This is a genomic window from Xanthobacter autotrophicus, from assembly GCF_029991245.1.
GTDB classification, from domain to species: domain Bacteria; phylum Pseudomonadota; class Alphaproteobacteria; order Rhizobiales; family Xanthobacteraceae; genus Xanthobacter; species Xanthobacter autotrophicus_C.
Map to the genome: position 1 here is coordinate 63,517 of NZ_JAIVFO010000002.1, position 24,801 is coordinate 88,317.

Consider the following 24,801-nt stretch of genomic DNA (forward strand, 5'->3'; position numbering starts at 1 on the left):
AGCAGGTGCTGCAGGGCTTGGCCGCCGGCCAGATCAGTGGAGGCGGCGCTCGCGATATTGCGGGCGTGTTTCCGTTGGTTCGAAACGAACCCGACGGCGACGACAGCCGCTGGCACCAATGGGCGAGCCACGCGGAAAACGCAGCGGTAGCGTCCGGCCTTGCGCGCGGCCTTGTCAGCGGCCTGATGGGCGCGCTGGGTGAGCTGCAGGAAAACGTCTATCAGCACAGTGGCCGACCAGAAACGGGCCTGGTGGCATACGCGACGGTTAACGGAGCATTCGAGTTGGTTGTTGCGGACTCTGGAGTCGGCGCCCTGGCGAGCTTGCGGCAAAATCCCGAATATTCCGAGCTCGGCAATTCCGGTGAAGCGTTGAAGGTCGCCGTATCGGACGGCGCCTCGCGCCACAGCCGCGTGAGTGGACGAGGCTACGGTATCGGACAACTGTTCCGGGCGCTGGCTCATGATGCGGCGGACCTACGCTTTCGCAGCGGCGATCACGCGCTGCGGCTTTGGGGTGATGCCCCCAGCCTCAGCGGGCATTTCGAGGTCGCTCAAAAAGCTTGGCTGGATGGGATGATCATTACGATCAGGTGCGCACCCCCGCGTGATGGTGGAGCGCAGGCGCGGCGCGGGCTCCACACACAGCTCATGGGCTGAGCGCACGGTCCTGACGTTGTGAGCGACGAGGTCGTCGATTGGAGCGCCTTTTGGTGTCGGCGATGACGCCCACTTAAGCTGACCGGATTCCGTGAGCACCGCGCGCTTGCGGCGGATCGCGCGCGCGAACGCCTCGGTGTCCAGCAGAGTGACTTGGGCGAAGTGGCGGCGAAGCTGCGTCGCCTTCCGGCCGCCGCCGCGGATGATCAACGTGAGCGGGCGGGCAACGCGGTCTGCGAGCGTGCAGAGCTGATCGACATGCCAGTCAATGCGCTCACCGCGACCACCCCCGGTAGCGAATTCGAAGGCGAGAACCTCGATTTCGGATCGTTTCGCGATAAGACCGCCCCACCGGCGATAATCGTGGTCGGTGCGGGCGTTGACGTGAAGTGCGGCAGGAAGGCCGGCCGCGGCCATCTCCGTCCATGCGAGCAGAATGCGCTTCATAGCGTGGAGGTTGTCCGTCCGCGGGACGTCTAGGAGCACGCTGTAATTGGGCGCGGTGATCGCCGCGACCCCCAGGCGAGCTAGACCCCCGAGGATCTCAGGGCGGTTCGGAAGCTCCCACCAACGTTCGATGGGGCCGTCCTTATCGACGCCACTCAGGACGATCATGGCGTCATCTGGAATCAGGAAGCGTGCCGCAATTTCCTCCCGGGATGCGACATGCAGCTGACCGGTCGCCATGTTGACGACCTCGTAAAGCGATAGGGCAACGACAGGTTCGTTCAGCGTGCCAGCGCGACCATAGCGATGGTCAATGAACGGAATGAGTCGCGGCAGCGCGGGGACGCCGCGCGGAGGCACGCGCGGCGCGGTGTCAAACGAGAGCCCGCCGACCTCTCGCATTCGGGCGAGAAATAGGCGCTGGTTGAAACGACATACCATGTCGCACCGGCTCTTATCGCGGCAAGAGCACAAGTCGCGGCAATCGAGCACGCCGGCGTCGGTGTGAACGCCTCCGCAACCACTGAATTCGAGACAGGTCGGGCAGCCCAGGGATGGGGCGTGACGGATGTCATCATCCCAGAGGCGCTGCGGCTGCGGGAAGTTGCGAGACGGCTCGTTCGGGGGGCGCTCGTTCATCGGATGCTGACCTCCGCCGTATCGCCGAATAGGCCAATGCGCTGCGCCGTTCCCTCGGCGTAGCCGCCGGCCGTGGCGAGGGCGGACGCGAGATCAGCGGAGGGATTGGAAATACGGCCGATCGGGCGAAGGCCGTTGCTGACGGTGACGCCGGTCGGGCCGCTTTCGACAATCAGGGTGTCGCCCGCCCGCAGCGACGCGCCGGGCTGAAGCTCGACGGTCACGGTGCGAGCAGCCTCCGACATCGTAAGGTCGAGCAATGTCGGTTGCTTCAGCCGATTGAGACCGCCGTCCCAACGCTTCTTCCAAGGCCTGCCCGTCTGGGCGCGGATGTAGTCGATACCCATCAGGCAGTCTCCAGAACAGGGCTAAACGATTTGGTTTTCCCCGCCTTCCGCTCAACGACCAGCCCCTTTGCGGCAAGACTGGAGAGGCGGTTGTTCCAAGCGGTCGGACCTATACGTTCGTCGGGGAATCGCGCCGCAAGTTCGGGCGCGGTGACTGAACCAAGCTCACGGATTGTCTCGAACGTTGAACGCTGCGCTGGGTCGAGATCGCCGACTAGCCGAGCACCGCTCGCTTGCCCGTGAGCGTCAACGTCGCAGACCCAGAAGACGTCGTTGCGGGCTTGAAGGAAGAACTCGAGCTCTTCGAGAACAACTGGATCTAGGTTGGCGGCGACGGGGTAGACGTTGGCCAAGGATCGACGCGCATAGTCGCGGAACCCTATGATGGCCTCGCGTAGGAAGGAACTGGTTGCGACTTTCACTCCCTGGAAGTCGAGGAAGGAGGCTGTCGGCTCCTTGAGGGGCGGTGTTGCATCGATCAAAGCAGTGAGCAGCTTCCGTCCGGCCAATCCGCCGGAAAAAACCTCACGCCCGTCCATCAGCTTTAGCAGTTCGTATCGCAACTCATTATCCTCACGTGTTGATAGTGAAGATAGTGAGCGACGCTTTGGCCGTCAAGGGTGCGCCATAGCCCTCCACAGTCTCCGATTTCCGCAAACGGCACCGAGTTGCAGTTTGTCAGAAAACGATCTCTAGTTCTGACAAAGAGGTAGGTCATGCAGCAATTGACGGAACGTATTTTGGCGCACGCGACGCAGCTTCCGGAGGGCGCTCCGGTGTCGGCTAAGGGCTTGTTGCATCTTGGCAATCGGGCGGCGGTCGACCAGACGCTGCACCGGCTGGCTGCGCGTGGCCAGCTTCAACGTGCCGGACGAGGTGTGTACGTCCTGCCGGTCGAGGGGCGCTTCGGAACACGGCCGCCCACCGTCGAGCAAGTCGTCAGCGCTGTAGCGGCGCAACGCGGCGAAGTAATCGCCCCGAGTGGCGCGGCGGCGGCCAACGCTCTTGGATTGACTACGCAAGTCCCCGTGCGCGCGGTGTATCTCACCTCGGGACGTAGCCGCACCTTCAAGTTGGGCAAGCAGTCGGTCGAATTGCGCCACGCGCCGCGTTGGCAACTGACATTGGCCAATAGGCCGGCAGGCGAAGCGCTGCGGGCGCTGGCCTGGCTAGGCCCGGAGAGGGCGGAGGAAGCCCTCGAGACGCTGAAGCGGAAAATGCCGTCGGGCGCCTTCGGTGAGTTGGTCGCTGTTGCGCCGCAGCTCCCGACCTGGCTCGCTCGAAGTGTCGGGAAAGCCGCATATGGCTGATGCCTTCCTTCGTCTCTCGGCCAAGGATCGCCGCGACGCCCTGAGTGTGGCGGCCGACCGTGCTGGGCGACCTGCGCATCTCTTGGAAAAGGACGTGTGGGTGGTCTGGGCGCTGGCGACCCTCTACGGCTCGGCGCTCGGCGAACATCTGGTGTTCAAGGCACGTCGTTCTCCAAAGCCTATCAGGTCATCCGGCGGTTTTCCGAGGACGTCGACCTGACCTACGACATCGGAACAAGATCGGCCTGTCCGTGGCGATTCAAGGCCTTCAGGAAGCGCTGCGCCAGCGCAAGACAGCCCCCGGACGCGATTGCCAGACAGGCCGAGCGTGGAGCGGTCGCTACGGTGATCTTTCCCTACCTTGTGGCCCTGACCGCCAACTGCTGACGGGAAGTCGAGAATTATCACGCATTTCAGATGCGTGATAATCCTTGACCGGTCGACCCAAGATGTGCGATTAACGCGCATCTGAAATGCGGGATAATCCTGTGACTATCCACCTGGTGGGAGAGACGATCGATGCCAAGCGGGCGCATCAGCGCGCGCAGGCTGGAGAGCTGATCCAACTCGTTCGGGGCGTTTATGTCGATCATGATGGCGATGCTGAAGCGACCATCCTGGGCCATGCCGTCCGTATCGCCCACTACCTCTATCCCAACGCCTATCTCTCGTCTGCAAGCGCGGTTCTGCTCGCGCCAACGCCAGACGGGCGCCTGTTCATCAGTGGTCGCCGCAACCAGCGCACGCGGCTGCGCGCACTCGAGATCGTTCAGAACCAAGCCCCGGCGCACCCTTCGACGGCGATCGCGGTGATTGGCGACGATCTGGGAGAGCTGCGCGTCGCCGCGTCGTCGCCACGCCAACGCTTCCTCGAAGCCTTCCGCCTGCGAAGCGAACATGCCAGCGCCGTCACCGTCGAAATGCGCGCCCAAATGGCGGCCCGGTTGGTGGAGGAGCATGGAACGCCACGAGCGGCGGCTGACGCCGTCTGGGCGCTGGCGCGCGAGAATGAATGGTATCGTGAGGGGGAGGGCGCCGAACGCTTCCTGTTGGCCCAGCCCGGCGGGGCCAAGGTCCCCGTCAACAAGGCGGCGCTCGATCTTCTGGTCGCCTGGCATGGCGAACCTTTAGGCCGCCTGCTCCATGATGGTTTCGAATGGCGCTGGAAGGCTCAGAGACGGGTGGGTCCGGTGTTGGTGCGCGAAACGACGCCGGGCAAGCTGCCGGCATTCATCGAGTCGCTGCTGCCGGAGGGCTGGCTTGCCCAGGTCCTCCATGAACGCGACGAGCGCGAGGCGCTACGGCGGGGTCGACGCTACATGTCCAATATCGTCATCGTCGAGGACCGCGAGGAACTGGCGGCATTGCCCGCCGATGTGCTCAGCACCACGCTCGCCAGCTTCCTCGACGCGGGGCGCTTCACCGGCACGTACGCCGGACCGGCGCGCGGTGAGATCGAGGAGACCTTCGAGCAGAACCTGGCGCGTATCTTCGCGCGTGCCGAAACACCACGCCTGTCAGGCGTCCAGATCAAGGCGCCGATGAGTCTGACCCCGGACGGCGCTCTCGTCCCGGCCATCGACCAGCCCTTCACCCACATTCTCAAGCCTGCGGGAACGGCGGGATTCGAGACGCTGCCGATTGTGGAATGGCTATGCTTGGAGCTTGGGCGCGCCGCCGGGTTTGAGGTGCCCGACGCGGCCCTGATCGAGATGCCCGACGGCATGTCGCCGGCCCTGGTGGTTGAGCGGTTCGACGTCCGGCGTGGCCCTCAGGACAATCGTCGTCTGGCGATGGAGGACTTCTGCTCCATCTTGGACCTTCCGGCTACGGCAAAATATGATGGCACGATCGAGCGCATGGCGCGGGGCCTGCGTCCGCTTTCGACCGATCCCGCCGCCGACCTCGACATCTTGTTTCGTCGCGCGGTCTTCGCCTGGTTGATTGCCGACGGCGACATGCACCTGAAAAACCTCGCGATGCTCAAGACGGCGGAGGCGGAAGCCAAGGCCTTCACGACCGTGCGTTTCGCGCCGCTCTATGATGCAGTCACCACGCGAGTCTTTCCGGGCCTTGGCGGTGATCGGATGGCCCTGAAGCTGAACGGCAAGGATGACCGCCTGACGCGCCAAGACTTCCTCGCACTGGCCCGCACGATCGGACTGACGGTCGGCGATGCCGAGACCGCGATCGTCGAACTTGCCGGGCGGCTCGCTGTGCGTGTCAAGACGCTGGGCCTGCCTGCGTTCGCGGCTCAGTCAGAGGTGGCAAGGGCCACGAGAGACAAGGTGATCGCTATCGTCGAGGATCGATGCTCGGCCTTTGCTAGCGGCGCTGAATAGGCGGTTTGGCCTATGGCCCAAGTCGGATTTGTAGCCCTCCGCAACAGGCGCCGGTAGTCTCTCTTCCGCCTTCCAACCCGTCACGGCGAACCCGTCCGCACTCTTACTTTCGATCTTTCCGCGCACGCGATTCGGGAAATCGCGGGGCGGTCTTGGCTGACCGGCGGGGCGTTGCGGGGCGGCCAGCCCCGCTGAAGGGTCGATCGAGACGCAACTCGAAGGATACACTCATAATCTTCGCGGCCGCCGTTCGGGCGCTGCTCGAGGATGAAGAACTCGCCTAGTGGCGACGCTGCGGAACCTTCTATGTGCCGAAGCTTAGGGATAGAAGCGGGCGAGGAAAGCTGCCACGTGCTCGATCCGGGTCGCGAACAGAAAGCGATCGCTCGTATCCCATCCCCATAGCACCCCCGTCAGCCGCGCAACGCCGGGGGTCCAGGTTTCACCACGCTCGGCGAATTCCACTATGCGCGTGTTCCAGACCAGAGACCCGCTCATACCATGTGGGTCGAGCGGGATCGAACTGGTCTTGCCACCCGTCGGTGTGGTGGCGTCTGGGTGCCAATGCATGGCGAAGTGACAGACGGGATCGAAATCGGGATGCTTGATCGAGCGCCTGGTTTCCTCCGGTTCGAGGGCCCCGTCATACTCCTGGGTGAGGTAAGGAGTCCCCGTCGTAAACAGCATCTCGAACGCGGGTGAATAATGGGCCTTTTCGCCGGTGAAGCCCATGACGAATAGATATTCGGCCTGCAACGGCGCGTGCCGCTCTTCAAAACGGTAGTCGGGAAAAGCCATGGCGCTATGCCTCACGGCGTTCCATCGGTCGTCCACAGGGCTGAAGGCGAGATCCTCTGGAGCCGCGACGACCTGATAGGGATTGTTGATGTGGAGGTAGTCGGATGAGTCGAAGCATTTGCGTGCCAGCGAATGCTTCTTCACCTCCCGTGCGACATGCTCGTTGGTGAGCAGAAGACGGTTTCGGCGCCATTCGACATATCCGCCCGTGCCGACGTGGATCGCAGTGCCATCGACAAGTGCGCCAGATATCGGCGTCACGAACGGCTGCAACTGGACGCTCAACAAGTTGCTCGCCACCGCGAGCTGTTCCTGTAGTGTCGGCTGTTGGCTCGTGTTCATTATGCCCCCCAGGCGCAGTGTTAAATTCCCCGCGACGCTTCTGCCCGCGGATAAAACCGAAGATCAGCCAGTCGCCGTGACCTTGTGCAACGCCCAGAGCCGATCGAAGAAACGCTCAATCAAGTGCCCGGCACCTTCTCCGACAAGCTCATTCGAACCGAAGCGGTAGATCTCATAGCCGGCCAGGCGCAGATCCCGATCCGCGCCCACCATCTCCGAATAGGCGGCGAGCGAGGGCTTGCTGTCTCGGCTGAAGTGTTGCGACCCGTCGACCTCAATCACAACGCGCTGGTTGTTCGGCAGCAAAAGGAGAAAGTCCATCCGCTGGCGTGGCAGCCCAGCTCGATGTCGCAGCAGTTTCACGACGGCCGGATCGTAGTGGAGGTAGACCTGCGGAATGAGTGCGGGCAGCGCGCCGGCGAGCTTCGCGCGATAGAGCCTGAAATATGTGTCGAAGAGACCACGCTCCGCGTCTGACGCCAGAGAGGCGCGCAGGCGGAGCCCCAAGGTGCGGGCGGGTTCGTCGGGCTCCACGCCCGGGACACCGCGCCACCATTCGACCAGCTCACTCCACAGAAGGCCGTCGCGTCGGATCGGCCTGTCATAGACCAGACAGCTCGAAGCGTTCGACAGGATGACGATGTCGTTGTTGACCGCGTCGCTGAAGCCGATCTCCGGCTTTGGACCGTTTGAGGCGAAGATGAGATTTTTCGGCGATCCTGCCGGACCTCTGCCCATGGGAACGATCCGATAAATCGGATAACCGGATTCCTCGGCGACAACATTGAGCACACGTCCGTCTCGTCGGAGAACCATGTTGAGTTCATCCACTAGTGCCACTTGGCCAGGCCCTCTTCGTCCAAGGGGGTGAAGTGCCGCCTCGATGAGGCGGTTGAAGCGATCCCGCGAGCAGGTGAGTGCGCCAATCTGATCGAAGAGAAACTCCACACTCCAGTCGCCCTGGTTGCGGATCATGTGCTGTTCAATATCGTGCGCGAGGCTTCGGCTGGAGAAGAGTTCTGCGCCCATCGTGTCGATCGGGAAGAGCTTGCGGACGATTTCCACTACATCCTGTTCGCCGCAAAGATCGTCACCGAAGCATTTGGCCGCGTCGCGTCGGGTGATCTCCGTGATGGCTGCCGTGCCGTGTTCGAGAACGGCGAGTCCCGCTTCCTCAAGCGCATAGTCGCCGAACTGCACACCAAGCAGGCGGGCGATCTCACCCAACTCCCGGTCGGTCTTGCCCGCGAGAGCCCGGCGGGCGCGATCTTTCTTGCTTACACCCTCTTCGTAGTCAGAGATCACCAGGCCGGCACCTGTCGCGACGGACGGCATCTGGTCGTTGGTCGCACGCTGTTTCAGCGTTTCGGCGATGCGTTCTGCTAGTTGCGATGCCCCACTCATATCGCGATCTCCGGCACACCGGCGTCGGTCAGAAGTTGAAACAACTCGGCGACGCGGCGGCGCTGGCCACGCTCTTGGCAGAAGGCGAAAATCGCCCGCTGCTTGGCGCGGGAGAGCGCCACGAAAAAGGTGGCAAGGCCTTCTGGATTGCCCGGCGTGTGTGCCCACCAGGCCTGATCATCGAGGCCGATGAAAACGATGGTGTCGTATTCGAGGCCTTTGCTTTTGTGGACCGTCATCAACGGGATCTGTCCGAGACCCTCGAATGCGTCCAGGCAGACCGTCCACGTGACAGCGCCGTTTGCCGATGTGGCAAGATGCTGTTGGAACGCATCGACCATGATGGCGAGGAGGTCGCCCGAAGAATACTCGAGGTAGGTTCGAGCGACAGCTGCCAAATCGAGAAATGCCAGGACGCGAGCGGCGAAGATCGCGGCGTTCGCCGGCGACGGCGGCGTGTTGGCCATGTCGGCGCGCAGCATCGTCAGAAATGCCGTGAGATCGGTCTCAGTGCGCGCCTTCGCGACATCGTCCCCGGACGTAATCGCCCGTATCTCCAATAGCGCAGCGGAGCACAGTTGCCACGCATCCGGCGCGCGGCGGGTAGCTCCCAGGCGGAGCAGGGCGATCGCGACTCTCGCGAACTGATCAGAGAGGAGATCCTGGAGGGTCGTGCGTCCGAGGGCGTGGCTCTCGTTTCGCAACCGCAAACCTTGCTGCGCCAGTGGCGCCGCAAGGTCGGCCTCGAAGTCGTCGGACTTCTGCTTGACCAAAATGGCATAGTCACGAGGCGCGCGGCCTCGGGCCGCCATGTCATTCGCCAGCCAGCGCGCAAGGTGCTCGGCCTCGCGGGCCTTGGTCGGGCTGTTCCAGACTTGGGCGACATCGCCGTCCACCTGCCGGACAGCTTGGGCTACCGTAGGCGCCGCATTCGGATCAAGGGCTCTCGCCACGACATGCTGAATCCGAACGAGGTCTGGCGACGATCGGAAATTGAATAGGAGCGGGATCCGAACGGCCGCAAAATCTACGGCGATGCGTTCGAAGGCGTCAATCCGCGCGCCGGCCCAAGTCATGATGCGCTGTTTGTCGTCGCCAACGGCCGTCACGGCGATATTGGCGCCGCTGAATGCCGAGAGCAGGAAGTCGTACTGTGCGTAGGTTGTGTCCTGAAATTCATCGACGAACACGAAGGGATAGCTCAACTGAAGCGCACGGCGGATGTCTGGGCTGGCGCGCAACAGCAGTTCGGCGAGCCGATTGAGGCTGACGAAGCTCAGGGCTGATTGGGGTTGGGCTCCGAGCTGACCCTCCCACCAACGGTGGACGGTGAACTCCGTGCCGGCCTGCGGCGCAGGGCGCACTGTCGGCAGGCGGTAAGCACCAACATAGCGGGATTCGAAATTGCCCGCGCCAAGGCCAGCGATTTCGGCCTGCCATTGCGCGGGAGCCGCGAGGCGAGAGAGGTCGAGGAAACCTGCGACCTGCCGGTACGCCGGAAACGCGATGTCATAGGGTCGGGTTGGCCGCCAGTCGGCGGGTATCGCACTCTGGAATCGATCAACCAGACTTTTGGTGAAAGCATCGAAGGTGAGCGACGTAAAGCGGTGCGCCAGTTCGGGCGGACAGCGCTTTCGCACACGGGCGGCAAGGTTGTCGGCGGCATCGCCTTTGAAGGAGATCGCCAGGACGCGATAGGGCGCTGGGCATAACCCTGTCTCGAGAAGGTAGGCCGCACGCTGCGCCAGAAATTCGGTCTTTCCCGCACCGGGGCCAGCAACAATGCACGTTGAACCGCCTTGGCGCAGAGAGCGCCAAGCGTCGGGTTCGAGGTCATCGATCCCTCGTGGTCGCCAGTCTTGTGGCCGGACGAGCGCCATGATCAAGCCACCGCTGGCGGCGGCGGCGGCGGAGCCAGTCGGGCTGAAATGGACAAGAGAAGCGCTCGCAGCTCCTCGGGTGCGCCGAGGGCCAAGGCATGGGGCGGCTGTCCGCTCAAAACACGAACATGCGTGCTGGGCTTGCCGCGCCCAAGGAACAGGTAGCGATACCAGCGCAACGGCGCATTCTGGTCAGCACCATAGAGATCACCGCGACCGGCTTCGCCGAGGACAGCCGAGCGCGGATCCCCCTGAGCCGACGGACCCTGTCGGCCCGGCTCCACCAACTGATAGGCCACGGGAAACGCGCGCAACATAGAATAGTCTAGGTCGAGCGGTGTGCTGAAGAACACGTGGAACTGACGGAGGAAATTCGTCCAGGTCGTCATGAGGGCGAAGTCCTCTGTCGGCGTAGCGTCAAATGCGGCGAGGTTAGCCGCCGGGTCTGAATTAAGGTGTGCGCCAAAGATGGCCTGCGGCGCGACGCCGTTTTCCAGAAGTTGGGTGCAGACCGTCTTGATGCGGCCCCAGCCACCACCGTCACGGCCCCAGTCGAGATCGAGAAGAGTCGCAAATGGAATGTCGAGATCGGTCAACAGCCGCCAGAGGTGATTGACGTGCCGTCCGCCGAGCGGAACAACGGCGACAAAAGATCGATCGATATCCAAGCCCAGGGCCTCGGCGAGACGTGGCAGGACCACCTCTTCCGATGCGCCCTCGCCAAGAACGACAAAACGGGCAAAGTAGAGTTCGGGATAGGTGCGGACGGCTTCGCGCACGAACTTGGACGCATCCTCGAGGCCGATCGGAAGCCGGATGGCGCGAACCCGCGCTGTCCGATCGGCCGGGTTCAGGCGGAAATGCCTGACCTGCGAAGGATCAACCCGCGCAAGAATGCTCGCGGAATGGCTGGAGACGACGGCCTGGGCTCTGTTCCCCTTGGTAAGGTCGTTGATCTGCCGAACGATGCGGGACAGGTAGAAGGGAGCGAGGTTGTTCTCTGGCTCCTCGATGGCAATGAGCGTCAGAGCTGGCAACGGCACGCCGCCAGGCTGGAATCCGGCAGCGACCGGATCCGCAGCTATGCTGCCTTCGACGTCCAGCGTGGCGGCCGTCATTGCCAAGTGAAAGAGGGAGCGTTGTCCGTCGCTGAGGTCGTCGAGCGCTCGCTCGCGGCCGACTTCGTCGGGACGAAAGACCACCTCGACCTTGCGGATGAACTCCTGAAAGCGCAGGTCGACTGGCCGAAAAAGCGGAGTCGTGTCGGTGCCGGCGGTATAGACCTCTTGCCAGCGTCGCCGCACGGCAGTCGCGACGATGTCGACTGCGGCTTCGCCAGAAAACGCGCCGTTGAGGGTGGCGCCCGCGTCAGAGAATGTGTCCCTCACGCCCTGCGACCAGTTGATGGCCCGCCAGAGGCGGCCTCGCAGAAACGCCGTCACCTGAGAGGCGCCGTCGCGTGATGCGGGCACATAAATCATCTGAATCCGGGCGCGGTCGAGAGCCTTCAGTTCGATGCAGTCGGCTTCCACGAAAGGACCGAACGCGCGCACGGCCCGGTATTTCTGCTCGATCGTTCCTTCGAGTGAACCATCGTCCGTCCAGGTCGCCTCCAGGCGCAATCGGCATTTCAGACGGCCGGCATCGTCGGCTGCCATTTGTTGGAAGAACTCGGGAATAGCTCCAGCGTTGACCCCGCCGGGGTCCAATTCGGGAAAGGCAAGAATTGCCTCGAGAACGAAAGTGCGTTGAAGCGGTGGGACCAGTTCGGCTGCCGGCACGTGAAAATCTTGGCGGCGTAGCCGCCGGTGATCGCCCGTGATGCCAAACAGGCGTTGAAGTGCCTGCATAACCGCAGTTTTGCCCGCGCCGTTGACACCGACAAACGTGGTTAGGCCGGAGGTCAGATCGATCACCGTCGCCTCTGGACTGAAGCAACGGAAGTTCGTCAGAAGGAGCCGCTCAATAAACATTTCTATTCGACCTCCGCGCGCCGATGGCCGATTGCTTAAAGTTCTTGTTGTACGACATTTGTGCCTCCCCCATTTTGGCTTTTTACTTTTTATTACACAGCCTGTGGCTTGCGTTCGACCGGAAAAAACGGCCGACGGGGCGCTGGCCAGCCGCCGGTTTCCATCTCCGCGGCGAAATCGGTGCTGGTGATCCGGCGAAGAGTGGAGGCAGCGGTGAACTGCACTCCCATTGCCAATCGAACGACCGCCAAACGCGTCAGCCCCGCCGGCTTGTAGCGACTGTCGACATAGGGAGGCAGGTTCGCAACCACCTCCGCTACAAATGGGTCGTCGCGATGCGGTCGTGCGGTCGCCACGCGGTCAGCAAGCAGCTTGAGATTATGGCCGTCTTTTCCCTTGAAACTCTTTGGGTCGGTGCCATCCCACACAAGCACACCCTTCAAGGACAGCTCAGCGACCATGCAGATCGGCTGGATCACCGAGTCAACGCTGAAGGTTGTTGGCAACGTGTTGGCTGCATCCTCCAGGTTCGACCGCGCCATGCGCCATAGCGTCAAAGCCTCGGCGCTGCCTTCCTGCGCCTCGTTCAGCCCGTAAGCGAAATCGTGCAGATCCGCGAAGGCGAAGGACGATTGCGATCCAATGTCATGGTCTTTCCGGCACCAATCCCACCACTCCTCGGCGCTTTCGAATCCCGTGGCTTGCCAAGCCTGGATGGCGCATGTGCCGAAGACGACGGGTAGGGTGACCTTGCGAACGCGGTCGACGGATGCGGCGAGGCCGATGCCGGCCCCCGGCCAACTCGCGTTGGTTTCTGGGAACATCGCTTCATATGCGGCCGTGATCTTCTGGACTTCCGGATTGCCGCCCACCCCCAGGACAAAGGCGCTGCCCAGCAATTCCGTAGCCGCTCGGAAAGGGCGTTGATGAAGATGAACGCCTTCGTTCGCGTATTTAACGTCGAGCCTTTGAAGATCGTTCTTGGTCCATGGGGTCATCTGTCTGCCTCGCTATCGCTTGCGCCGGTGGGCTAGAAGGCAGTCGATCCAAGCGGCTTGAATTTGATCGCGATCCACTGGTGTGAGGATTTCTCGATTTTGATCGTGACGATTGGTGTCGAAACGCCGCAAAAGCGACTGTTCCATGCCGAACGCCAGTATCGCCGTATCCCAAAGCTCGTGCAGAAAGACACGGTAGCGGAGCCCGCCTAGCGTGGGCATTGACGCTTGATTGAACTGTCGCTCGCGGATTTTCCAATCGAAGGCCCAACCGATCTTGAAGGCCGGCTTGTCCACACCTTCGATCGCCATGGCATAGGTGAAGGCAGGCGCGCGCCGCAGGTGCATGATCCCGCGCCGTGTGGTGGTCGGGGGCGGCGCGGCACGGCGCCGCGCGGCGTCGGCGCCGATGACGCGGGCCTCCGCACGAACCGGCCGCAACAATGAGACAGCTTCACGCTTCAGCCGGAGGATTTGGTCGGCTTCTTCCGCAAGCAGAGGAACAATGCCTTGAGCGGAGTCCATGCTGAAACGGCGTGCGGAAATCTCAGCAAATGTCGCCCTTGGCTCTTCAAACCGCCAAGCATGACGCAGTTCGAGGCCGTAGGGCCAACGATAGTGGCCCTCCTCGTCGAAATCTCGCGGGCCGCGCGCCAAGTCGTAGTCGAGAGAGCTTACCACAAGAGTTGTGGGCTCCATTAGGCCGAGTATCTTGCCCCGTTCCTCGGGCGCGGTCTCGTCGCCCATGGTCCCGACGATCACGACGAAGTCGCCTGGCTGAAGTTCCGCGCGAGCGCGGTCTCGCCACCCTCGTAGACTGAATTGCAGAGGCCCCGATGGAGAGCGAAAGCCCCAGGTTTTGGTCATGTATATGGTCATAGCGACCGCCTGCTCAGCCGGTCATGTTCGGCGATCAGAAAGGTCAAATAACTGCGGATCAGATTGCAGTAGAGCCGCGCTTCATCGATCTGAAGTGCGATACCCTCGCGGAGATCGACGCCATGTCGAACACCACCGCCCGTCGGAGACGAGAGATAGCCGTGCAGGGTCATCATCCACTGCAGGATCTGCTCTTGATGCCCGCGCCCGCGCTGACGGAGTTCCCCGATGATCTTGTTGAAGTACCGGCCTTGGATGCTGCCATCCAAGACTTGGGGACTGCGGAACGCCTTGGAGATCGTTTCCAAGAGCCAGAGAACCTCTTGGACAGCCTGCCTCGCGTTCCCTTCACCGAGCGCGCTCTCTGAAGCCTTCAGAGCTACGTCGATCAGGACTTGGGCCTGCGTATCGAGGGAGGGCGCCTGATCTGGAACCGCGATCGGAATGTGGACGCGGGTTGCGATAAGGTTCGGGGGATCGATTTGATAGCCAGCGCCGGCGTCAGCGAGAACGCGATTGATCCGCGCGGCGTCGGGGAGCGCCATTTCGGGATTCTGCTGCTGGAGACGCTCACAGGCCGCGTAGAAGGCGTCAATGAAGAGCGGAGCGTTGCCCGCGGCTTCGCTTATGACCTTTTCCAAATCGCTCGCCGCCCAGCTCGCGTTGCTGCTCACGTGATGGGGGACACCCGCTGCGGCAGCGAAGTGGGACTTGAAATGCTCAAGGATAGTTTGGCGATGCCCTTGGCCGCACACGCGATTAATGAGGTCAATAAAGCCCGTCTCCACATCTCCTTCGATCGGGCCTGGACTATCGAAGCGCCATCTATTGTCGAACTGCAGCATGCGCGCCTCTCGGACGGGGTTCTTCTCGAACGCACCTCGTTAATATCGGAAGCCGAGAAGGCTGCCCCTGGGATCGGTATCGGTTAGGCGGAGACGCACCAGGCTTTCGAAATCGAACCCGGTGGAGAAATCGCTGACGGGAACCATGTCTGTATTCAGCGTGCAGATGTATTGGAAATTGTATTGAGCTGACATCGCAGCAGCGAGTTCTAGGGCGTGGGCTCGTTGCCGGGGATCGACACCGTCGAAGATCGTACTGTCATGTATCAAGAAATCTATGCCTAGACTGCGTTGGCGCGCGAACGAGATCAGCATTAGATCGTAGCAAAATATTTTCATTTTGCTGATGCCTTCGCTCGGGCTTCCGGCAATCTCCACGTCGAACTTGTAGCCGGTGTCGTCGATATCGATCACCAAACGGCCTGGCGTCTTGTACAGATGCTCAGAGAAGTCTGAGAAAAGGCTCAGCGCTTGGGACCAGAGCGCGCGACGTTCCTCATAATCTATGCCGGTGGCGCGCTTCAGCTCGACTGTCTCTATCTTGATCGTGTCAGCGCGCGACGTCATCTGGCGCAACTGAGTGATTCTGTTGGTGAGCTCGTCCACCTTGAGCCGTGTAGCTGCGTGGAGTTCCTGAAGCTGGGTGAGTTCTTCAAGCGCACCTTGCCCGGCAAGCACGTTGAGGTAGTTCGCGCGCCGGTCGGTGAGAGCGGCGATCTGCGTGTCGCGCTGCACGATGCCGGCTTCCAGCGAGGCCACCTCGCTAGCGATGAACTCACGGCGGTTGACCACGATCTTCTCGTTGAAGGCGCGCGCATCGGTGAGTGTCTTGATGACTGCGCCGGGGAGCGCGATGCCGGCCTCTCGGTACAATGCTTCAAGCCGGTCGTCGGTCGGGGAGTCCTCGGCCACCACGGTATCGCGGTAGCGCTCCAACCTGCGCTTGTCCGTGATGTTCGTATTCACGAGGGCGTGGATCTCAGCGGTAAGCGCGTTCGCCTGGGCTTCGATGTCGCGGTACTGAGGCAAGACTTGGAAATTGGAAAGCGCGGCCCGCTCTCGTTCGAGCTGAGTCGAAAGCCGCAGGCGTTCGGCTTCCAGTTCACCAAGGGTCGCCAACTCACCGTCTACGGCGCCTGTCTTTATGGCTTGCCTGAGCGCCTCGATCGCATTCTTCTGATCCTTGAGCTTTTGCCAGGTTGCCGCCTTTTCCCAGTCCAGGCCGAGAAGGAAGGCGTTGTGAACCTGGATGTCCCATGTCTTTTGATTATCAAAATACTTGAATGGCGTGATGTAGGCCGCCGGCTGATTCCGGTTGAAATAGGATAGCAGCGAGCGGGCTGATGGTTTGTACCCACGCTCTGCCGCCGCCTCGCTGAGACCAAACATTGCCCACGCAAGAACCGCTCGCCAACGCTTCAGGTCGAGACCCGGGGTGCCCTCCTTGTTGGGGGTGGGCTGAATCGGCCATCCGTCCGTCGTACCTTCGATCGCGAAAAAGCCGGGCGTGTCCGTCGCGCGGGTTACGGCAATACGGCATCCGCCTACGTCCAGTTCGAGAGTGAAAGCCCAGCCTTGAAGGGCCTCAATGCGGAGGCCTTTTCCAGGCGCGGTGTTGCTGCCCAGGCAAAAGTCGATGATGTCGATGAGCGTCGACTTGCCCAGCGCGTTCGTCGTGTCCTTCTCACCGGCTGTCGTTGAGCGGTCGGCGAGAATGAGATTGACGCCCGGTGTGAACTGGACCTCCCGAAATCCGCGGCGATTGGCCTTAACCGAGTGGATCATGATGCGGTCCTGACCAGCAGGCCGTCTTTGATCTCAAGGGCGCCGATGAGGTAGAGGAGGTTAGCGGCGAGCACGAATCTTTCGAACGTGCCGACGTTTGGCTCGGACCGAAGACGCTCCCAAAGGCTGGAAACCGTCAATGGAGCGTTGAGGTGTTTGAGCACGGTGGCACCGACACCAATCAGCGCCTCGTTTTGCGGGATGTGTTTGGTCGGTAGGATCATTTTTCAAACACGTCGCAAATTTCGAACAGGTAGATCAGAACGGCGAGCCCGGCTGTCCGGTCGGCCTGGTTGCGGAGCCCCCGCTGCGCGAACGAGCACATCAGCTCAAACAGTTCGTCTCCTTTGTGACCTTGCTTACGCAGCGCATAGTATTCCTCAAGAAATCCGGCCTTCAGGCGCTCGGGGAAGTCGGAGTCCAAATGCGCCTCGGCTTCGACATACGCCGACACGGTCGATCTTGCGGTCATGCCCGCCGCGATGATGTGGCGGGCGCCGTTCGTGAGCGCGTTCTTTTTGATCTTTTCATCCGGCGGGACGAGGTCAAACGACCCGTTTACGGCGGGCGGCTGCGTGGTCACCCATGAGATGGAACGCTCCAGCTCGGGAAATGCGACGTCAGCGAACGCCACCTCCATCGCCTCGCGCACCTGACTCTCATGCACCTCCTTCAAGGTTTGAAGAGTGCCCACAGGCCAGTCCTTGTCGACCTTGTCGATGATGGTGTGGTGGTCGGTACACATATAGATGAGGTTGCGGACGTTATCGCGCTCCTCGTCGGTCATCGTCGCGTCGTAGCGCGCGGCGGTGGGCTTCTCGCCTCGGATGTGGGCGGCTTCGCCAACGTAAGTGTCGGCACCGACCTTTGCTTCATACGTGAGGTGCTTGCCGCATTTCGGATAGGCGCACATGCCGCCGCTGCGGAACGCCAAGATGATTCTGGTCGGGTAGGTTGCGCCCATAATTATCGCCCAATCTGCCGACGACCGGAGGTCGAGCCGGTCGGCTTTGGGCTATGGTGGTGACGCGCTCTCGACATCGCCGACTTCATGCTGCGCCCCGCAACGGATTGACGATCTCGATTCCCTCAAAATCTTTCTCGTTGTCGGTGACGACAACGCATTCATTCGCTTCGGCGACCGAGGCGATGATGGCGTCGAGACCACTGCGAGGGCGACCTTTCGCCTTTCCGTCGGCCATCAGACGCGCCCATACCAGGCTGGCCTTTTCGTCGAATGAAAGGATGCGGCCTGCAAAGAGGGCCTGTGGCCCTTCAGGCCCGGAGAACCATGCCTCAAGCTGATCGCGCTTCTTGCCTGCGGGTTTTTCAAGAACGCCACGACGGATTTCAGCTACCGTCAGTGAAGCGATAAACAGATCTGTGTCGGCTTGGCTGCTCATCCAAGTGAGCAGCGCTTCCGAGGGCGCAGGCTTGGTGACATTGCTGAGGATATTTGTGTCGAGCAGGTATCGCATCAAAGATCGACCTTGCGACCTTCCTCGCGCGCACGAGTGAGGTCGAGGTCCGCGCCTACCATGGGGGAGCGGCGAAGCGCCGCTAGGATTCCGCCTCTCTTGGGTGGTTCTCCGGCGATAGTCTGACTGACGGCCGCACGCAGCCGAGATGCCTCCGGACCATCCTCCGCCAGACGACGCGCCAACGACCGGATGAGATCGCGATCAGCGTCGCGGCCAAGCACCTCGAAACGCGCCAAACCGCGCTCGCTGAGGCGAGATCGGTAATTCTGGATCGCGCGTTTCTGGGAGCTGCCCATCGTGACCTCCTACTGATTTCCAGTAATATAGCCAGAAAAGCGATTTCCGCAAGGTGGGCATGGCCCCCGCCATACAGCGGTATTGCTGGTAACTAGCGATGGCAGTCAGACTCTGCTATGGACGCGCTGACGGTACTTTTCAGTTGGTCGGAGAAACAGACTCCGGTCGCGATGGCCAAAAAATTCGGCGACGGCTGCCGATAGTTGGCGAAACCTCAAAAATATTTTTTTGGCGATTTTCCCTTTAAAATCAACAGCGTAACTTTTTGACGGCCTTAGCGTCGGAATTTTCGCGCGTTAATAATAAATTCCCAAGTGATTTCAATCAGTTACATGCTGTTTAAACAATTGAGTGGGAGTGATTCAAGGTCGTTTCAGACCATCTCGCTCCGTGCCAGAAATCGCACGATCCCTCTGATTGACAAGGATTATTTTTCCCACCCCGTATCGCTGCATGTCACCCCAGCCGAGCCACTCTGTTGGGTGCGATGTTGGTATCCCGATGATCTACTCTTCCGAAAAGCGGCTGCGCTTTATGCTCTGGTCCTCATGTCTGGCAAGAGGGGCAACGTCAGGGCAACGTCACATTGCCGCTCGCGCAATGGGAGAGGACTGAATGAGCGATTTTTCAGTCCATAAGAAGTGAGATCTCACCTGCAACGTCTGCAGCGGTTTGCCTGAGCAGCTTCAACGTCTGCGCGGTTCTCCTCGCACCATTCTCTCCAAGGAAGAACATGTGGTTGCCTGGCAGCGTCGCGCTCAGCCGCTGGGCGGCGTGCCCGACATGCTCGACCAGCAACGCCCATTTCTCGGAGGGAAGCGCGGCGAGCTTGTCCGCTTGCGAGAAAACGAGACCTTCGCAAAGCTGCTGGGTGATGTAGACGCCCCATGTGGAGCGGTCCGTGAGAGCGTGCCGGGCGTCGATCGCAGAGGCGTGCGTCATCAAGGCAAGCGGCGGAAAGGCGCGATACTGCGCGGTGCCGACCTCACGCGCGTCTCCGGCCCGGTCGGAAACGAAAGCTCCGTCTCTGTAGCGCATGGCCGATGCCGCCAGCCCGACCGGGAAATCGCCCGTCATCCCGCGGGTGAATTCGTCGGCATCGAGCACCACGTGGCCGGCAGCCGCGTTCTGATCCGCGAGGCATTGGAGCAGCCAGTCGAGGTAGGCGCCCCTGATCGAGGCGAGGCCGCTTGCGGCTGGCTTCAGGTGGTCGAGACCGGGCAGGGTATTGGGGAGCGCCGTTGCGGCCGCCATCGCGACGAAAAGTTCGATGCCCTTCCCCCTGCCGCGCAGCGCAGCATGAAGCGGCTCCGCAATCCGCCCCGCCATGCTCCAGCCGAGCACGATGGCATTCGCTCGCAGGCCGTTCCGGTCCACGTAACGGGCGATGATCTCGGCGCTCTGCTCCGCCCAGTCGGTGACCGAAAACTGCGGGGATGGGGTGTCGAACACACCCCTGTTGTCGATGGGATAGGACAGGACCAGCGACGGAAATCCTTCCTCATGCAGCCAATGACAAAGGAAATCGGCGGCTCTTCCCCCGGGCGGTCCGTAGGCGATGCGGCCGAGCACCCCTCCTCCTGTGACGAACACCACGACGGGAAGCTCCGGTCGCCCCGGTTCGAACCGTACCAGAGCCGGATAGCCGGCCGCCTCGGTCAACTCCTCGCCCGGATAGAGCATTGGGGATCTCGTCTGTGCTTCCGCCGGAGCGCGCCATGTCGCGGCCAAGGCTACGCCGAGCATCGCGACTTGACGACGATTAAGGTCGCAGACAACCACTCTCGAACCTCCATATCGCGTCCGGCCATCGGCCGCCCGTCAGCCCACGTTGCGGCGTGTAGCATAGCCCGGAGGCAGATCCTCCGGCGCGCAGGCGATGACGCTTTCGTCGTCCCGGCCGCAATCCTCCACGAAGGTGATATCGGCAAACTCGTCGACGAGAAGGGTCGGATAGGTCGGCCCCGCGTCGCGATACTGGCGCATCAGGTCGATCTTCTCGTTCTGGAAGCCGATGATCTTCTTCGGTTCCTGCTCGATCCAGCGGGGGAAGAAGGTGGCGCCGTGGGCGCGGTTCTCATTGAGATTGTAGGCGACGCTCACGCAGGTGCCCGTCGGCTCGTGCCAGGAGACCTTGTACACGCCGTCGGCAAGGCGGACGATGTGGACCTCCTGGCCCTTCACCCAGCGCCCGCCGACCATGCCGCCATGGACGCGGTAGTCGATGGTGCGGTCGTTCTTGAAGTACATCTCATACTGCCAGCCATTGGCATAAGTATAGATGATGTGCTTGCCCACGAAGGCGGCGATCTCCGCCGGATGGGTGGATTCGAATGCGTCGGTCATGGTTTTCCTCTCTCCGGCGCCGGGGTGATGCCCGGACCGCCGGCTGTTGACGTGGGGTGGATGGGCGACGCTGACTTGAACCCGTACTCGCTCCAGCGCCGACGCACGCGGTCGACGATGTCCGCCGGATAGCCGTGGCGGAACGATGCCCGCATCGGCAGGGCTTCGCCCCATTCGTCCGGGGCAAGGCAGTTGTAGACGATCTTGCCGGTATGGCCCGAGACCTTCTCGCTCCTGCGCAGATAGGCCAGCATCGGCGCTCCCTCGATGTCGTCGAACACAACATGGCCGAGCAAGGGATGGCAGCGCGTGGCGAAGGCCCAGACCAGCTCCTTCAAGTCGGTCGGATCCACGTCGTCATTCAGCACGATCACCTTGGGGATCACCGCCCCCGCCTTGCTCGCGAAGACCGTCTCCCCGATGCGCCGGCAGAGCGCCTCGCTCTCGCCGACGCCGCTGCGGCGGCGCCAGTCACGCGGAACGGTGACCACCAGCCAGTGCAGCGCCGACTGCAGCGGGATCCAGGCCGTGGTGGCCGGGATGCCGGCCTTACGCAGTTCGTGGAGGAGCTGGGCCGAGCTCGGCAGGCCCCAGGCGGTGTGGTTCTCTTCCACCGGCTCGCCGGCGACGACGACCGGCAGGATCGCGTTGTCGCGATGGCTGATGGCGGAGACCCGGTAAGTGGGCCGGCGCGCCTGCGTATCGAGAGGGATGTAGCCGGCGAACTCGCCCATGGGGCCTTCCTCCACCAATTCGTCAAGATGGAGGTGCCCTTCGATCAGGATCTCTGCGCTGGCGGGAGCTTCAAGATCGACCGTCCTGCACTGTACGGTCCTGATGGCGCGCCCCAGCAGCGCGCCGAGGCGCCCCGCCTCGTCGACGTGGGCGGGCAGCGGCATGCCGCAGATGAAGGGAATGGCAGGCTCGACCCCGAGCGCCAGCGCGAACGGCATCGGCTTGCCCAGATCCGCCCAGGCCTTCGCCACCATGCCGAGGTGCTGCTCCGGCGCCACGACCCCCGAGAGGCGCTTGCCGTCGACCACCATCATCCGGGCAATGGACCAGTTGGTCCAGGTTCCATCCGGCGTGCGGGCGACGATGCAGCCGAAGGTGTTCAGATAGCGACCGCCGTCCCCATAGTGCAACAGCGGCACGGGGAGCGCGGCGAGATCCACCGCATCGCCCGTGACGGTGTTCTCGAACACCGGCGCATCGTCCACGACCACCGGGTCGATGGCCGGCCTGTCGAGGCTCGCGGCGATGGCCTCGGCGATCGCAAGGCCGCCGGTGGTCGGCGGCAGCTCCAGCGCGACGGCAACGCGCACGAGCTCCATGCCGGGCTGCGCGCTGGTGCCGCCCGGAGCACCAAGGATGCGGAAGCGACCGGGGTGGTCGGAGAGAACGTTGAACAGGGGCGCCGGCGCCCCGGTCTCGATGCAGCGCCGGATGATGGCGCCGAGCTCCAGGTCGAGGGAGACCGGCGCGTCGATCTCCTGGATTTCCCCGAGGGCGCGCAGAGCCTCGATATAAAGGCGCAGGTCGGTGAGGGGCATCAGGCGTCTCCCCTGGCGCGCGCGTCGGCCGGAGGAACTGCTTCCGGCTGGCCGCCCCATCGATTGAACAGGCCTGCGTCGAGGTCGTACAGATCGAGCACGCGCCCGACGGTGTGGTTCACCATCTCGTCCAACGAGGCGGGCCGGTCGTAGAAGGCCGGCACCGGCGGGAACACGATGGCGCCGCTCTCGGTGGCCTGCGCCATGGCGCGGATGTGCCCGGCATGCAGGGGCGTCTCGCGGAACATGAGGACCACGCGGCGCCGCTCCTTCAGGCAGACGTCGGCCGCGCGGGTGAGCAGGCCGTTGGTGTTACCGGTGGCGATGGCGGACAGGCTCCTCACCGAACAGGGCGCGACGATCATGCCCATGGTACGGAACGAACCGGAGGCGATGGCGGCGCCGATGTCGGCGTCGCCATAGCTGAAGTCCGCCATGGCGCGGACGTCGCGCACCTTCAGCTCGGTTTCGTGGGCGAGGGTGCGCTCACCCGGCTTCGACATGACGAGATGCGTCTCGATGTCGAGGCGCCGCAGCACCTCCAGGATGCGCAGCCCGTAGATGACCCCGGTGGCGCCGCTGATCCCGACGATCATGCGCCGGCGTGGTGCAGGGGTGACGTGCTGTTGCATGGCGCGCATCCGGTCCCGGTTCGATGAAACGCAGCCTAGCCAGCCGGACCCGGCGCCTCATCGTCAGAACTGTCTATGCGGGACGCGAAACGACCAGCGGGCCGGCCGAACACCCTTTAGCGCAGCTGTGGCACGAGCGCCCCGAGGGTCGCCATGGTGCGCTCGAAGTCGCGCAAATTCTCCGCTTCCGACTTGCCCAGGATCGAGCGGATCTGGCTGCGGACGGTCATGAGCGAAACCCCGCGTCCGCGCGCCACGTCCTCGGCGCTGGCGCCGCCGCTGAGCGCGAGGGCCACCTCCGCCTCTGCCCGGCTGAAGCCGAACATCTCGCACAGCATGTCCGCCTGCGGCACCGCCTTGCGATTGAGCGGGCGCAGGATGATGAGGGCAAGAGGGTCCCTGGCATCGCCTCCGTCCCGCCCGCTCACGTCATTGGCAAGGCCCAGCGGCGCCGGGGCGACCATCAGCGCCACGACCGCACCGTTCCGCGAGGTCACGCGCATTGCGCCTCCGGGGCCCCCCGATGTGGCGGAGGCGACGAGCCGGCGGAGCACGCCGGCCTCTTCCCGGGACATGGCGGCGAGGTAGACGCCACTGCCGGCATAGGGGCCCGAGCGCAGGGAGAACAGGCCGGAATCGGGTCCGGCCAGGTACCTGCGGGCGAGATCGTTGATGAAGCGGATCTTCAGTCCCGCATCGACGACGCTCACGCCCACGGGAAGCGCGTCCAGGGCGGCCCGGGTCAGGGCGACCGCCTCGTCGTCCCGCCCCAGCCGCGCGCGCAGCTCGATGGCGCGCTGGACGTGCGGCATCAGGGTCTTGAGCAGGCGGACATGGGTTTCGTCGAATGCGCCGGCGTCGTCGCCGCGGAACACCAGAACCGGGGTGGCCTCGGTGATGCCCGCCATGCCGCCGATCACGTGGCGGCGCTCGTGATGCCGGGCGAAATCAGAATAGAACTCGCTGTGCAGGAAGTCGGTCTCGGCGACCAGCTCGGCGCCGAGCTTCGCGTTCCCGAGGTGGTATTTGCGTGCCGTCGCAAAGTCGTAGCGGGCCTTGGCGGCATAGGGGTCGCTGGCGTGGAAATAGGCCGAATAGGCGCTCTCGCTGCCGTCGGCGGGCATCAGGAGGTTGCGCGGCCCGCCCGGCCCCCCGAGATTCAGCAAAGCGCGCCGGGCATCCATGATCCGGCAGATGCGCTCGCCGACGTCAAGCCAACTGCCGTCCCCGGCGCCGGCCTGATAGATGGCGCCGACGCAGTCGGCGAGTTCGCGCTCCGTGTCTTTCACGCTGGGCTAGCCCCGAAAGTAGCCGGAAGATGCCAGAGAATCCGCTTGTATTCAACGCATGCGCGCCGGGCCGGGATACGTAGAAATGGCTCGGCCCTGACCCACTCTGTTCTTTCAACCAGGACAAATGTCTCATGGATTGTCCGCCATGAGCTGGCTCAGTCACTCTTGTATCGATGAGCTTCTATACCGGCGCGCGGGGCGCGGGTTGACCGCGCGCGGATTGCCGCCGCCCTCAGTCGCCGAACTACCGGGCGGCATAGTCGATGCCGGCCTGAACCTCGCCCATGGCCTCCTGGATGAGCGCGATCACCCGCTCCCGGTGGCCGCCCTTGTCGGGCGTCGCCTCGCGCAGCGAGCGCAGGGCGGTCTCCAGTTCGCCGATGGCGCGCTCCATGTTGCCCTGATAGGCTTGTGCGCCCTGGGCGGAGGCCGCCACCATGGCGCCGCCGGCAGCCAGCGTGGCGAGGCGCAGGAGGGCGCGGCGGGATGAGATCTGATCGTCCATGGCCATTGTCCTTTCGATTGTACGACGGAGGAGGCGCTCTTTTGGGG

23 protein-coding genes and 2 pseudogenes are annotated in these 24,801 nt (G+C 62.9%); 4 read left to right on the top strand and 21 right to left on the bottom strand.

What is annotated here, in order from left to right; all coding sequences use genetic code 11:
- Nucleotides 1-476: 476 nt before the first annotated feature.
- From K9U41_RS01020 to K9U41_RS01030, 3 genes are read right to left on the bottom strand one after another with little or no spacing between them, the layout of a single operon-like run.
- A complete protein-coding gene (locus K9U41_RS01020) occupies nucleotides 477-1,745 on the bottom strand; it encodes a hypothetical protein (protein ID WP_282638986.1) in 1,269 nt (422 codons plus the stop codon).
- The gene (locus K9U41_RS01025) at nucleotides 1,742-2,092 is read right to left on the bottom strand and encodes a hypothetical protein (RefSeq protein ID WP_282638987.1); all 351 of its coding nucleotides are present in this window, start codon (nucleotides 2,090-2,092) and stop codon (nucleotides 1,742-1,744) included. The genes K9U41_RS01020 and K9U41_RS01025 overlap by 4 nt, the downstream gene beginning before the upstream one ends.
- Nucleotides 2,092-2,655 carry a hypothetical protein gene (locus K9U41_RS01030; protein ID WP_282638988.1) on the bottom strand — a complete coding sequence of 188 codons (564 nt, stop codon included), beginning with the start codon at nucleotides 2,653-2,655 and terminating at the stop codon, nucleotides 2,092-2,094. The genes K9U41_RS01025 and K9U41_RS01030 overlap by 1 nt, the downstream gene beginning before the upstream one ends.
- Nucleotides 2,656-2,808: 153 nt before the next feature.
- Here K9U41_RS01030 and K9U41_RS01035 point away from each other — a divergent pair, with 153 nt between their 5' ends.
- The 4 genes and pseudogenes from K9U41_RS01035 to K9U41_RS01045 all read left to right on the top strand — a co-directional run bounded on the left by K9U41_RS01035 (nucleotide 2,809) and on the right by K9U41_RS01045 (nucleotide 5,744).
- A complete protein-coding gene (locus K9U41_RS01035; RefSeq protein ID WP_282638989.1) occupies nucleotides 2,809-3,402 on the top strand; it encodes a DUF6088 family protein in 594 nt (197 codons plus the stop codon).
- Nucleotides 3,395-3,663 (top strand): annotated as a pseudogene (locus K9U41_RS01040) (nucleotidyl transferase AbiEii/AbiGii toxin family protein); the annotation flags it as partial. The gene K9U41_RS01035 and the pseudogene K9U41_RS01040, both read left to right, overlap by 8 nt.
- Nucleotides 3,627-3,789: pseudogene (locus tag K9U41_RS23900) on the top strand (transcriptional regulator); the annotation flags it as partial. The pseudogenes K9U41_RS01040 and K9U41_RS23900, both read left to right, overlap by 37 nt.
- A gap of 86 nt (nucleotides 3,790-3,875) precedes the next feature.
- On the top strand, nucleotides 3,876-5,744 hold the full coding sequence (locus K9U41_RS01045; RefSeq protein ID WP_282638990.1) for a type II toxin-antitoxin system HipA family toxin: 1,869 nt from the start codon (nucleotides 3,876-3,878) through the stop codon (nucleotides 5,742-5,744).
- Between the two features lie 318 nt (nucleotides 5,745-6,062).
- Here K9U41_RS01045 and K9U41_RS01050 read toward each other — a convergent pair whose 3' ends face one another.
- The 18 genes from K9U41_RS01050 to K9U41_RS01135 form a co-directional block, all read right to left on the bottom strand.
- Complete coding sequence (locus K9U41_RS01050) at nucleotides 6,063-6,884, bottom strand: hypothetical protein (protein WP_282638991.1); 822 nt, start codon at nucleotides 6,882-6,884, stop codon at nucleotides 6,063-6,065.
- Nucleotides 6,885-6,947: 63 nt separating this feature from the next.
- Complete coding sequence (locus tag K9U41_RS01055) at nucleotides 6,948-8,288, bottom strand: hypothetical protein (protein ID WP_282638992.1); 1,341 nt, start codon at nucleotides 8,286-8,288, stop codon at nucleotides 6,948-6,950.
- A complete protein-coding gene (locus K9U41_RS01060; RefSeq protein ID WP_282638993.1) occupies nucleotides 8,285-10,168 on the bottom strand; it encodes an ATP-dependent helicase in 1,884 nt (627 codons plus the stop codon). Before K9U41_RS01060 ends, K9U41_RS01055 begins: the two co-directional genes overlap by 4 nt.
- Before the next feature lie 2 nt (nucleotides 10,169-10,170).
- On the bottom strand, nucleotides 10,171-12,141 hold the full coding sequence (locus tag K9U41_RS01065; RefSeq protein WP_282638994.1) for an ATP-dependent nuclease: 1,971 nt from the start codon (nucleotides 12,139-12,141) through the stop codon (nucleotides 10,171-10,173).
- 92 nt (nucleotides 12,142-12,233) lie between these two features.
- Nucleotides 12,234-13,139 (bottom strand): hypothetical protein, encoded by a 906-nt coding sequence (locus tag K9U41_RS01070; protein ID WP_282638995.1) that lies wholly within the window; start codon nucleotides 13,137-13,139, stop codon nucleotides 12,234-12,236.
- A gap of 12 nt (nucleotides 13,140-13,151) precedes the next feature.
- On the bottom strand, nucleotides 13,152-13,901 hold the full coding sequence (locus K9U41_RS01075) for a hypothetical protein (protein ID WP_282638996.1): 750 nt from the start codon (nucleotides 13,899-13,901) through the stop codon (nucleotides 13,152-13,154).
- Between the two features lie 113 nt (nucleotides 13,902-14,014).
- A complete protein-coding gene (locus K9U41_RS01080; protein WP_282638997.1) occupies nucleotides 14,015-14,863 on the bottom strand; it encodes a hypothetical protein in 849 nt (282 codons plus the stop codon).
- Between the two features lie 39 nt (nucleotides 14,864-14,902).
- Nucleotides 14,903-16,648 carry a DUF2326 domain-containing protein gene (locus K9U41_RS01085; protein ID WP_282638998.1) on the bottom strand — a complete coding sequence of 582 codons (1,746 nt, stop codon included), beginning with the start codon at nucleotides 16,646-16,648 and terminating at the stop codon, nucleotides 14,903-14,905.
- Nucleotides 16,645-16,872 (bottom strand): ABC-three component system middle component 6, encoded by a 228-nt coding sequence (locus K9U41_RS01090; RefSeq protein ID WP_282638999.1) that lies wholly within the window; start codon nucleotides 16,870-16,872, stop codon nucleotides 16,645-16,647. Before K9U41_RS01090 ends, K9U41_RS01085 begins: the two co-directional genes overlap by 4 nt.
- Nucleotides 16,869-17,612 carry an HNH endonuclease gene (locus tag K9U41_RS01095; RefSeq protein WP_282639000.1) on the bottom strand — a complete coding sequence of 248 codons (744 nt, stop codon included), beginning with the start codon at nucleotides 17,610-17,612 and terminating at the stop codon, nucleotides 16,869-16,871. The genes K9U41_RS01090 and K9U41_RS01095 overlap by 4 nt, the downstream gene beginning before the upstream one ends.
- Before the next feature lie 85 nt (nucleotides 17,613-17,697).
- Nucleotides 17,698-18,126, bottom strand: a complete 429-nt coding sequence (locus K9U41_RS01100) for a PIN domain-containing protein (protein ID WP_282639001.1) — start codon at nucleotides 18,124-18,126, stop codon at nucleotides 17,698-17,700.
- Nucleotides 18,126-18,425, bottom strand: coding sequence for a hypothetical protein (locus K9U41_RS01105; protein ID WP_282639002.1), 300 nt, complete (start codon nucleotides 18,423-18,425; stop codon nucleotides 18,126-18,128). Before K9U41_RS01105 ends, K9U41_RS01100 begins: the two co-directional genes overlap by 1 nt.
- A gap of 628 nt (nucleotides 18,426-19,053) precedes the next feature.
- On the bottom strand, nucleotides 19,054-20,109 hold the full coding sequence (locus K9U41_RS01110; protein ID WP_282639003.1) for a hypothetical protein: 1,056 nt from the start codon (nucleotides 20,107-20,109) through the stop codon (nucleotides 19,054-19,056).
- Between the two features lie 138 nt (nucleotides 20,110-20,247).
- Nucleotides 20,248-20,772, bottom strand: coding sequence for a phenolic acid decarboxylase (locus tag K9U41_RS01115; RefSeq protein WP_282639004.1), 525 nt, complete (start codon nucleotides 20,770-20,772; stop codon nucleotides 20,248-20,250).
- Nucleotides 20,769-22,325, bottom strand: coding sequence for a UbiD family decarboxylase (locus tag K9U41_RS01120; RefSeq protein WP_282639005.1), 1,557 nt, complete (start codon nucleotides 22,323-22,325; stop codon nucleotides 20,769-20,771). The genes K9U41_RS01115 and K9U41_RS01120 overlap by 4 nt, the downstream gene beginning before the upstream one ends.
- Nucleotides 22,325-22,957 carry a UbiX family flavin prenyltransferase gene (locus tag K9U41_RS01125; RefSeq protein WP_432715708.1) on the bottom strand — a complete coding sequence of 211 codons (633 nt, stop codon included), beginning with the start codon at nucleotides 22,955-22,957 and terminating at the stop codon, nucleotides 22,325-22,327. The genes K9U41_RS01120 and K9U41_RS01125 overlap by 1 nt, the downstream gene beginning before the upstream one ends.
- Before the next feature lie 116 nt (nucleotides 22,958-23,073).
- Nucleotides 23,074-24,246, bottom strand: a complete 1,173-nt coding sequence (locus tag K9U41_RS01130) for a PAS domain-containing protein (protein ID WP_282639007.1) — start codon at nucleotides 24,244-24,246, stop codon at nucleotides 23,074-23,076.
- A gap of 247 nt (nucleotides 24,247-24,493) precedes the next feature.
- Entirely contained in the window at nucleotides 24,494-24,754 is a 261-nt protein-coding gene (locus tag K9U41_RS01135) for a hypothetical protein (RefSeq protein WP_282639008.1), read from the bottom strand.
- Between the last annotated feature and the right edge of the window lie 47 nt (nucleotides 24,755-24,801).

Bases quoted from the DNA above. Each gene is read 5' to 3' on its own strand.
- K9U41_RS01050 (WP_282638991.1), bottom strand. From the start codon at position 6,884: ATGAACACGAGCCAACAGCCGACACTACAGGAACAGCTCGCGGTGGCG.
- K9U41_RS01115 (WP_282639004.1), bottom strand. From the start codon at position 20,772: ATGACCGACGCATTCGAATCCACCCATCCGGCGGAGATCGCCGCCTTC.
- K9U41_RS01095 (WP_282639000.1), bottom strand. From the start codon at position 17,612: ATGGGCGCAACCTACCCGACCAGAATCATCTTGGCGTTCCGCAGCGGC.
- K9U41_RS01070 (WP_282638995.1), bottom strand. From the start codon at position 13,139: ATGACCCCATGGACCAAGAACGATCTTCAAAGGCTCGACGTTAAATAC.
- K9U41_RS01035 (WP_282638989.1), top strand. From the start codon at position 2,809: ATGCAGCAATTGACGGAACGTATTTTGGCGCACGCGACGCAGCTTCCG.
- K9U41_RS01105 (WP_282639002.1), bottom strand. From the start codon at position 18,425: ATGGGCAGCTCCCAGAAACGCGCGATCCAGAATTACCGATCTCGCCTC.
- K9U41_RS01110 (WP_282639003.1), bottom strand. From the start codon at position 20,109: ATGCTCTATCCGGGCGAGGAGTTGACCGAGGCGGCCGGCTATCCGGCT.
- K9U41_RS01055 (WP_282638992.1), bottom strand. From the start codon at position 8,288: ATGAGTGGGGCATCGCAACTAGCAGAACGCATCGCCGAAACGCTGAAA.
- K9U41_RS01025 (WP_282638987.1), bottom strand. From the start codon at position 2,092: ATGGGTATCGACTACATCCGCGCCCAGACGGGCAGGCCTTGGAAGAAG.
- K9U41_RS01090 (WP_282638999.1), bottom strand. From the start codon at position 16,872: ATGATCCTACCGACCAAACACATCCCGCAAAACGAGGCGCTGATTGGT.
- K9U41_RS01020 (WP_282638986.1), bottom strand. From the start codon at position 1,745: ATGAACGAGCGCCCCCCGAACGAGCCGTCTCGCAACTTCCCGCAGCCG.
- K9U41_RS01045 (WP_282638990.1), top strand. From the start codon at position 3,876: ATGCGGGATAATCCTGTGACTATCCACCTGGTGGGAGAGACGATCGAT.
- K9U41_RS01065 (WP_282638994.1), bottom strand. From the start codon at position 12,141: ATGTTTATTGAGCGGCTCCTTCTGACGAACTTCCGTTGCTTCAGTCCA.
- K9U41_RS01080 (WP_282638997.1), bottom strand. From the start codon at position 14,863: ATGCTGCAGTTCGACAATAGATGGCGCTTCGATAGTCCAGGCCCGATC.
- K9U41_RS01085 (WP_282638998.1), bottom strand. From the start codon at position 16,648: ATGATCCACTCGGTTAAGGCCAATCGCCGCGGATTTCGGGAGGTCCAG.
- K9U41_RS01135 (WP_282639008.1), bottom strand. From the start codon at position 24,754: ATGGACGATCAGATCTCATCCCGCCGCGCCCTCCTGCGCCTCGCCACG.
- K9U41_RS01060 (WP_282638993.1), bottom strand. From the start codon at position 10,168: ATGGCGCTCGTCCGGCCACAAGACTGGCGACCACGAGGGATCGATGAC.
- K9U41_RS01125 (WP_432715708.1), bottom strand. From the start codon at position 22,957: ATGCAACAGCACGTCACCCCTGCACCACGCCGGCGCATGATCGTCGGG.
- K9U41_RS01100 (WP_282639001.1), bottom strand. From the start codon at position 18,126: ATGCGATACCTGCTCGACACAAATATCCTCAGCAATGTCACCAAGCCT.
- K9U41_RS01120 (WP_282639005.1), bottom strand. From the start codon at position 22,325: ATGCCCCTCACCGACCTGCGCCTTTATATCGAGGCTCTGCGCGCCCTC.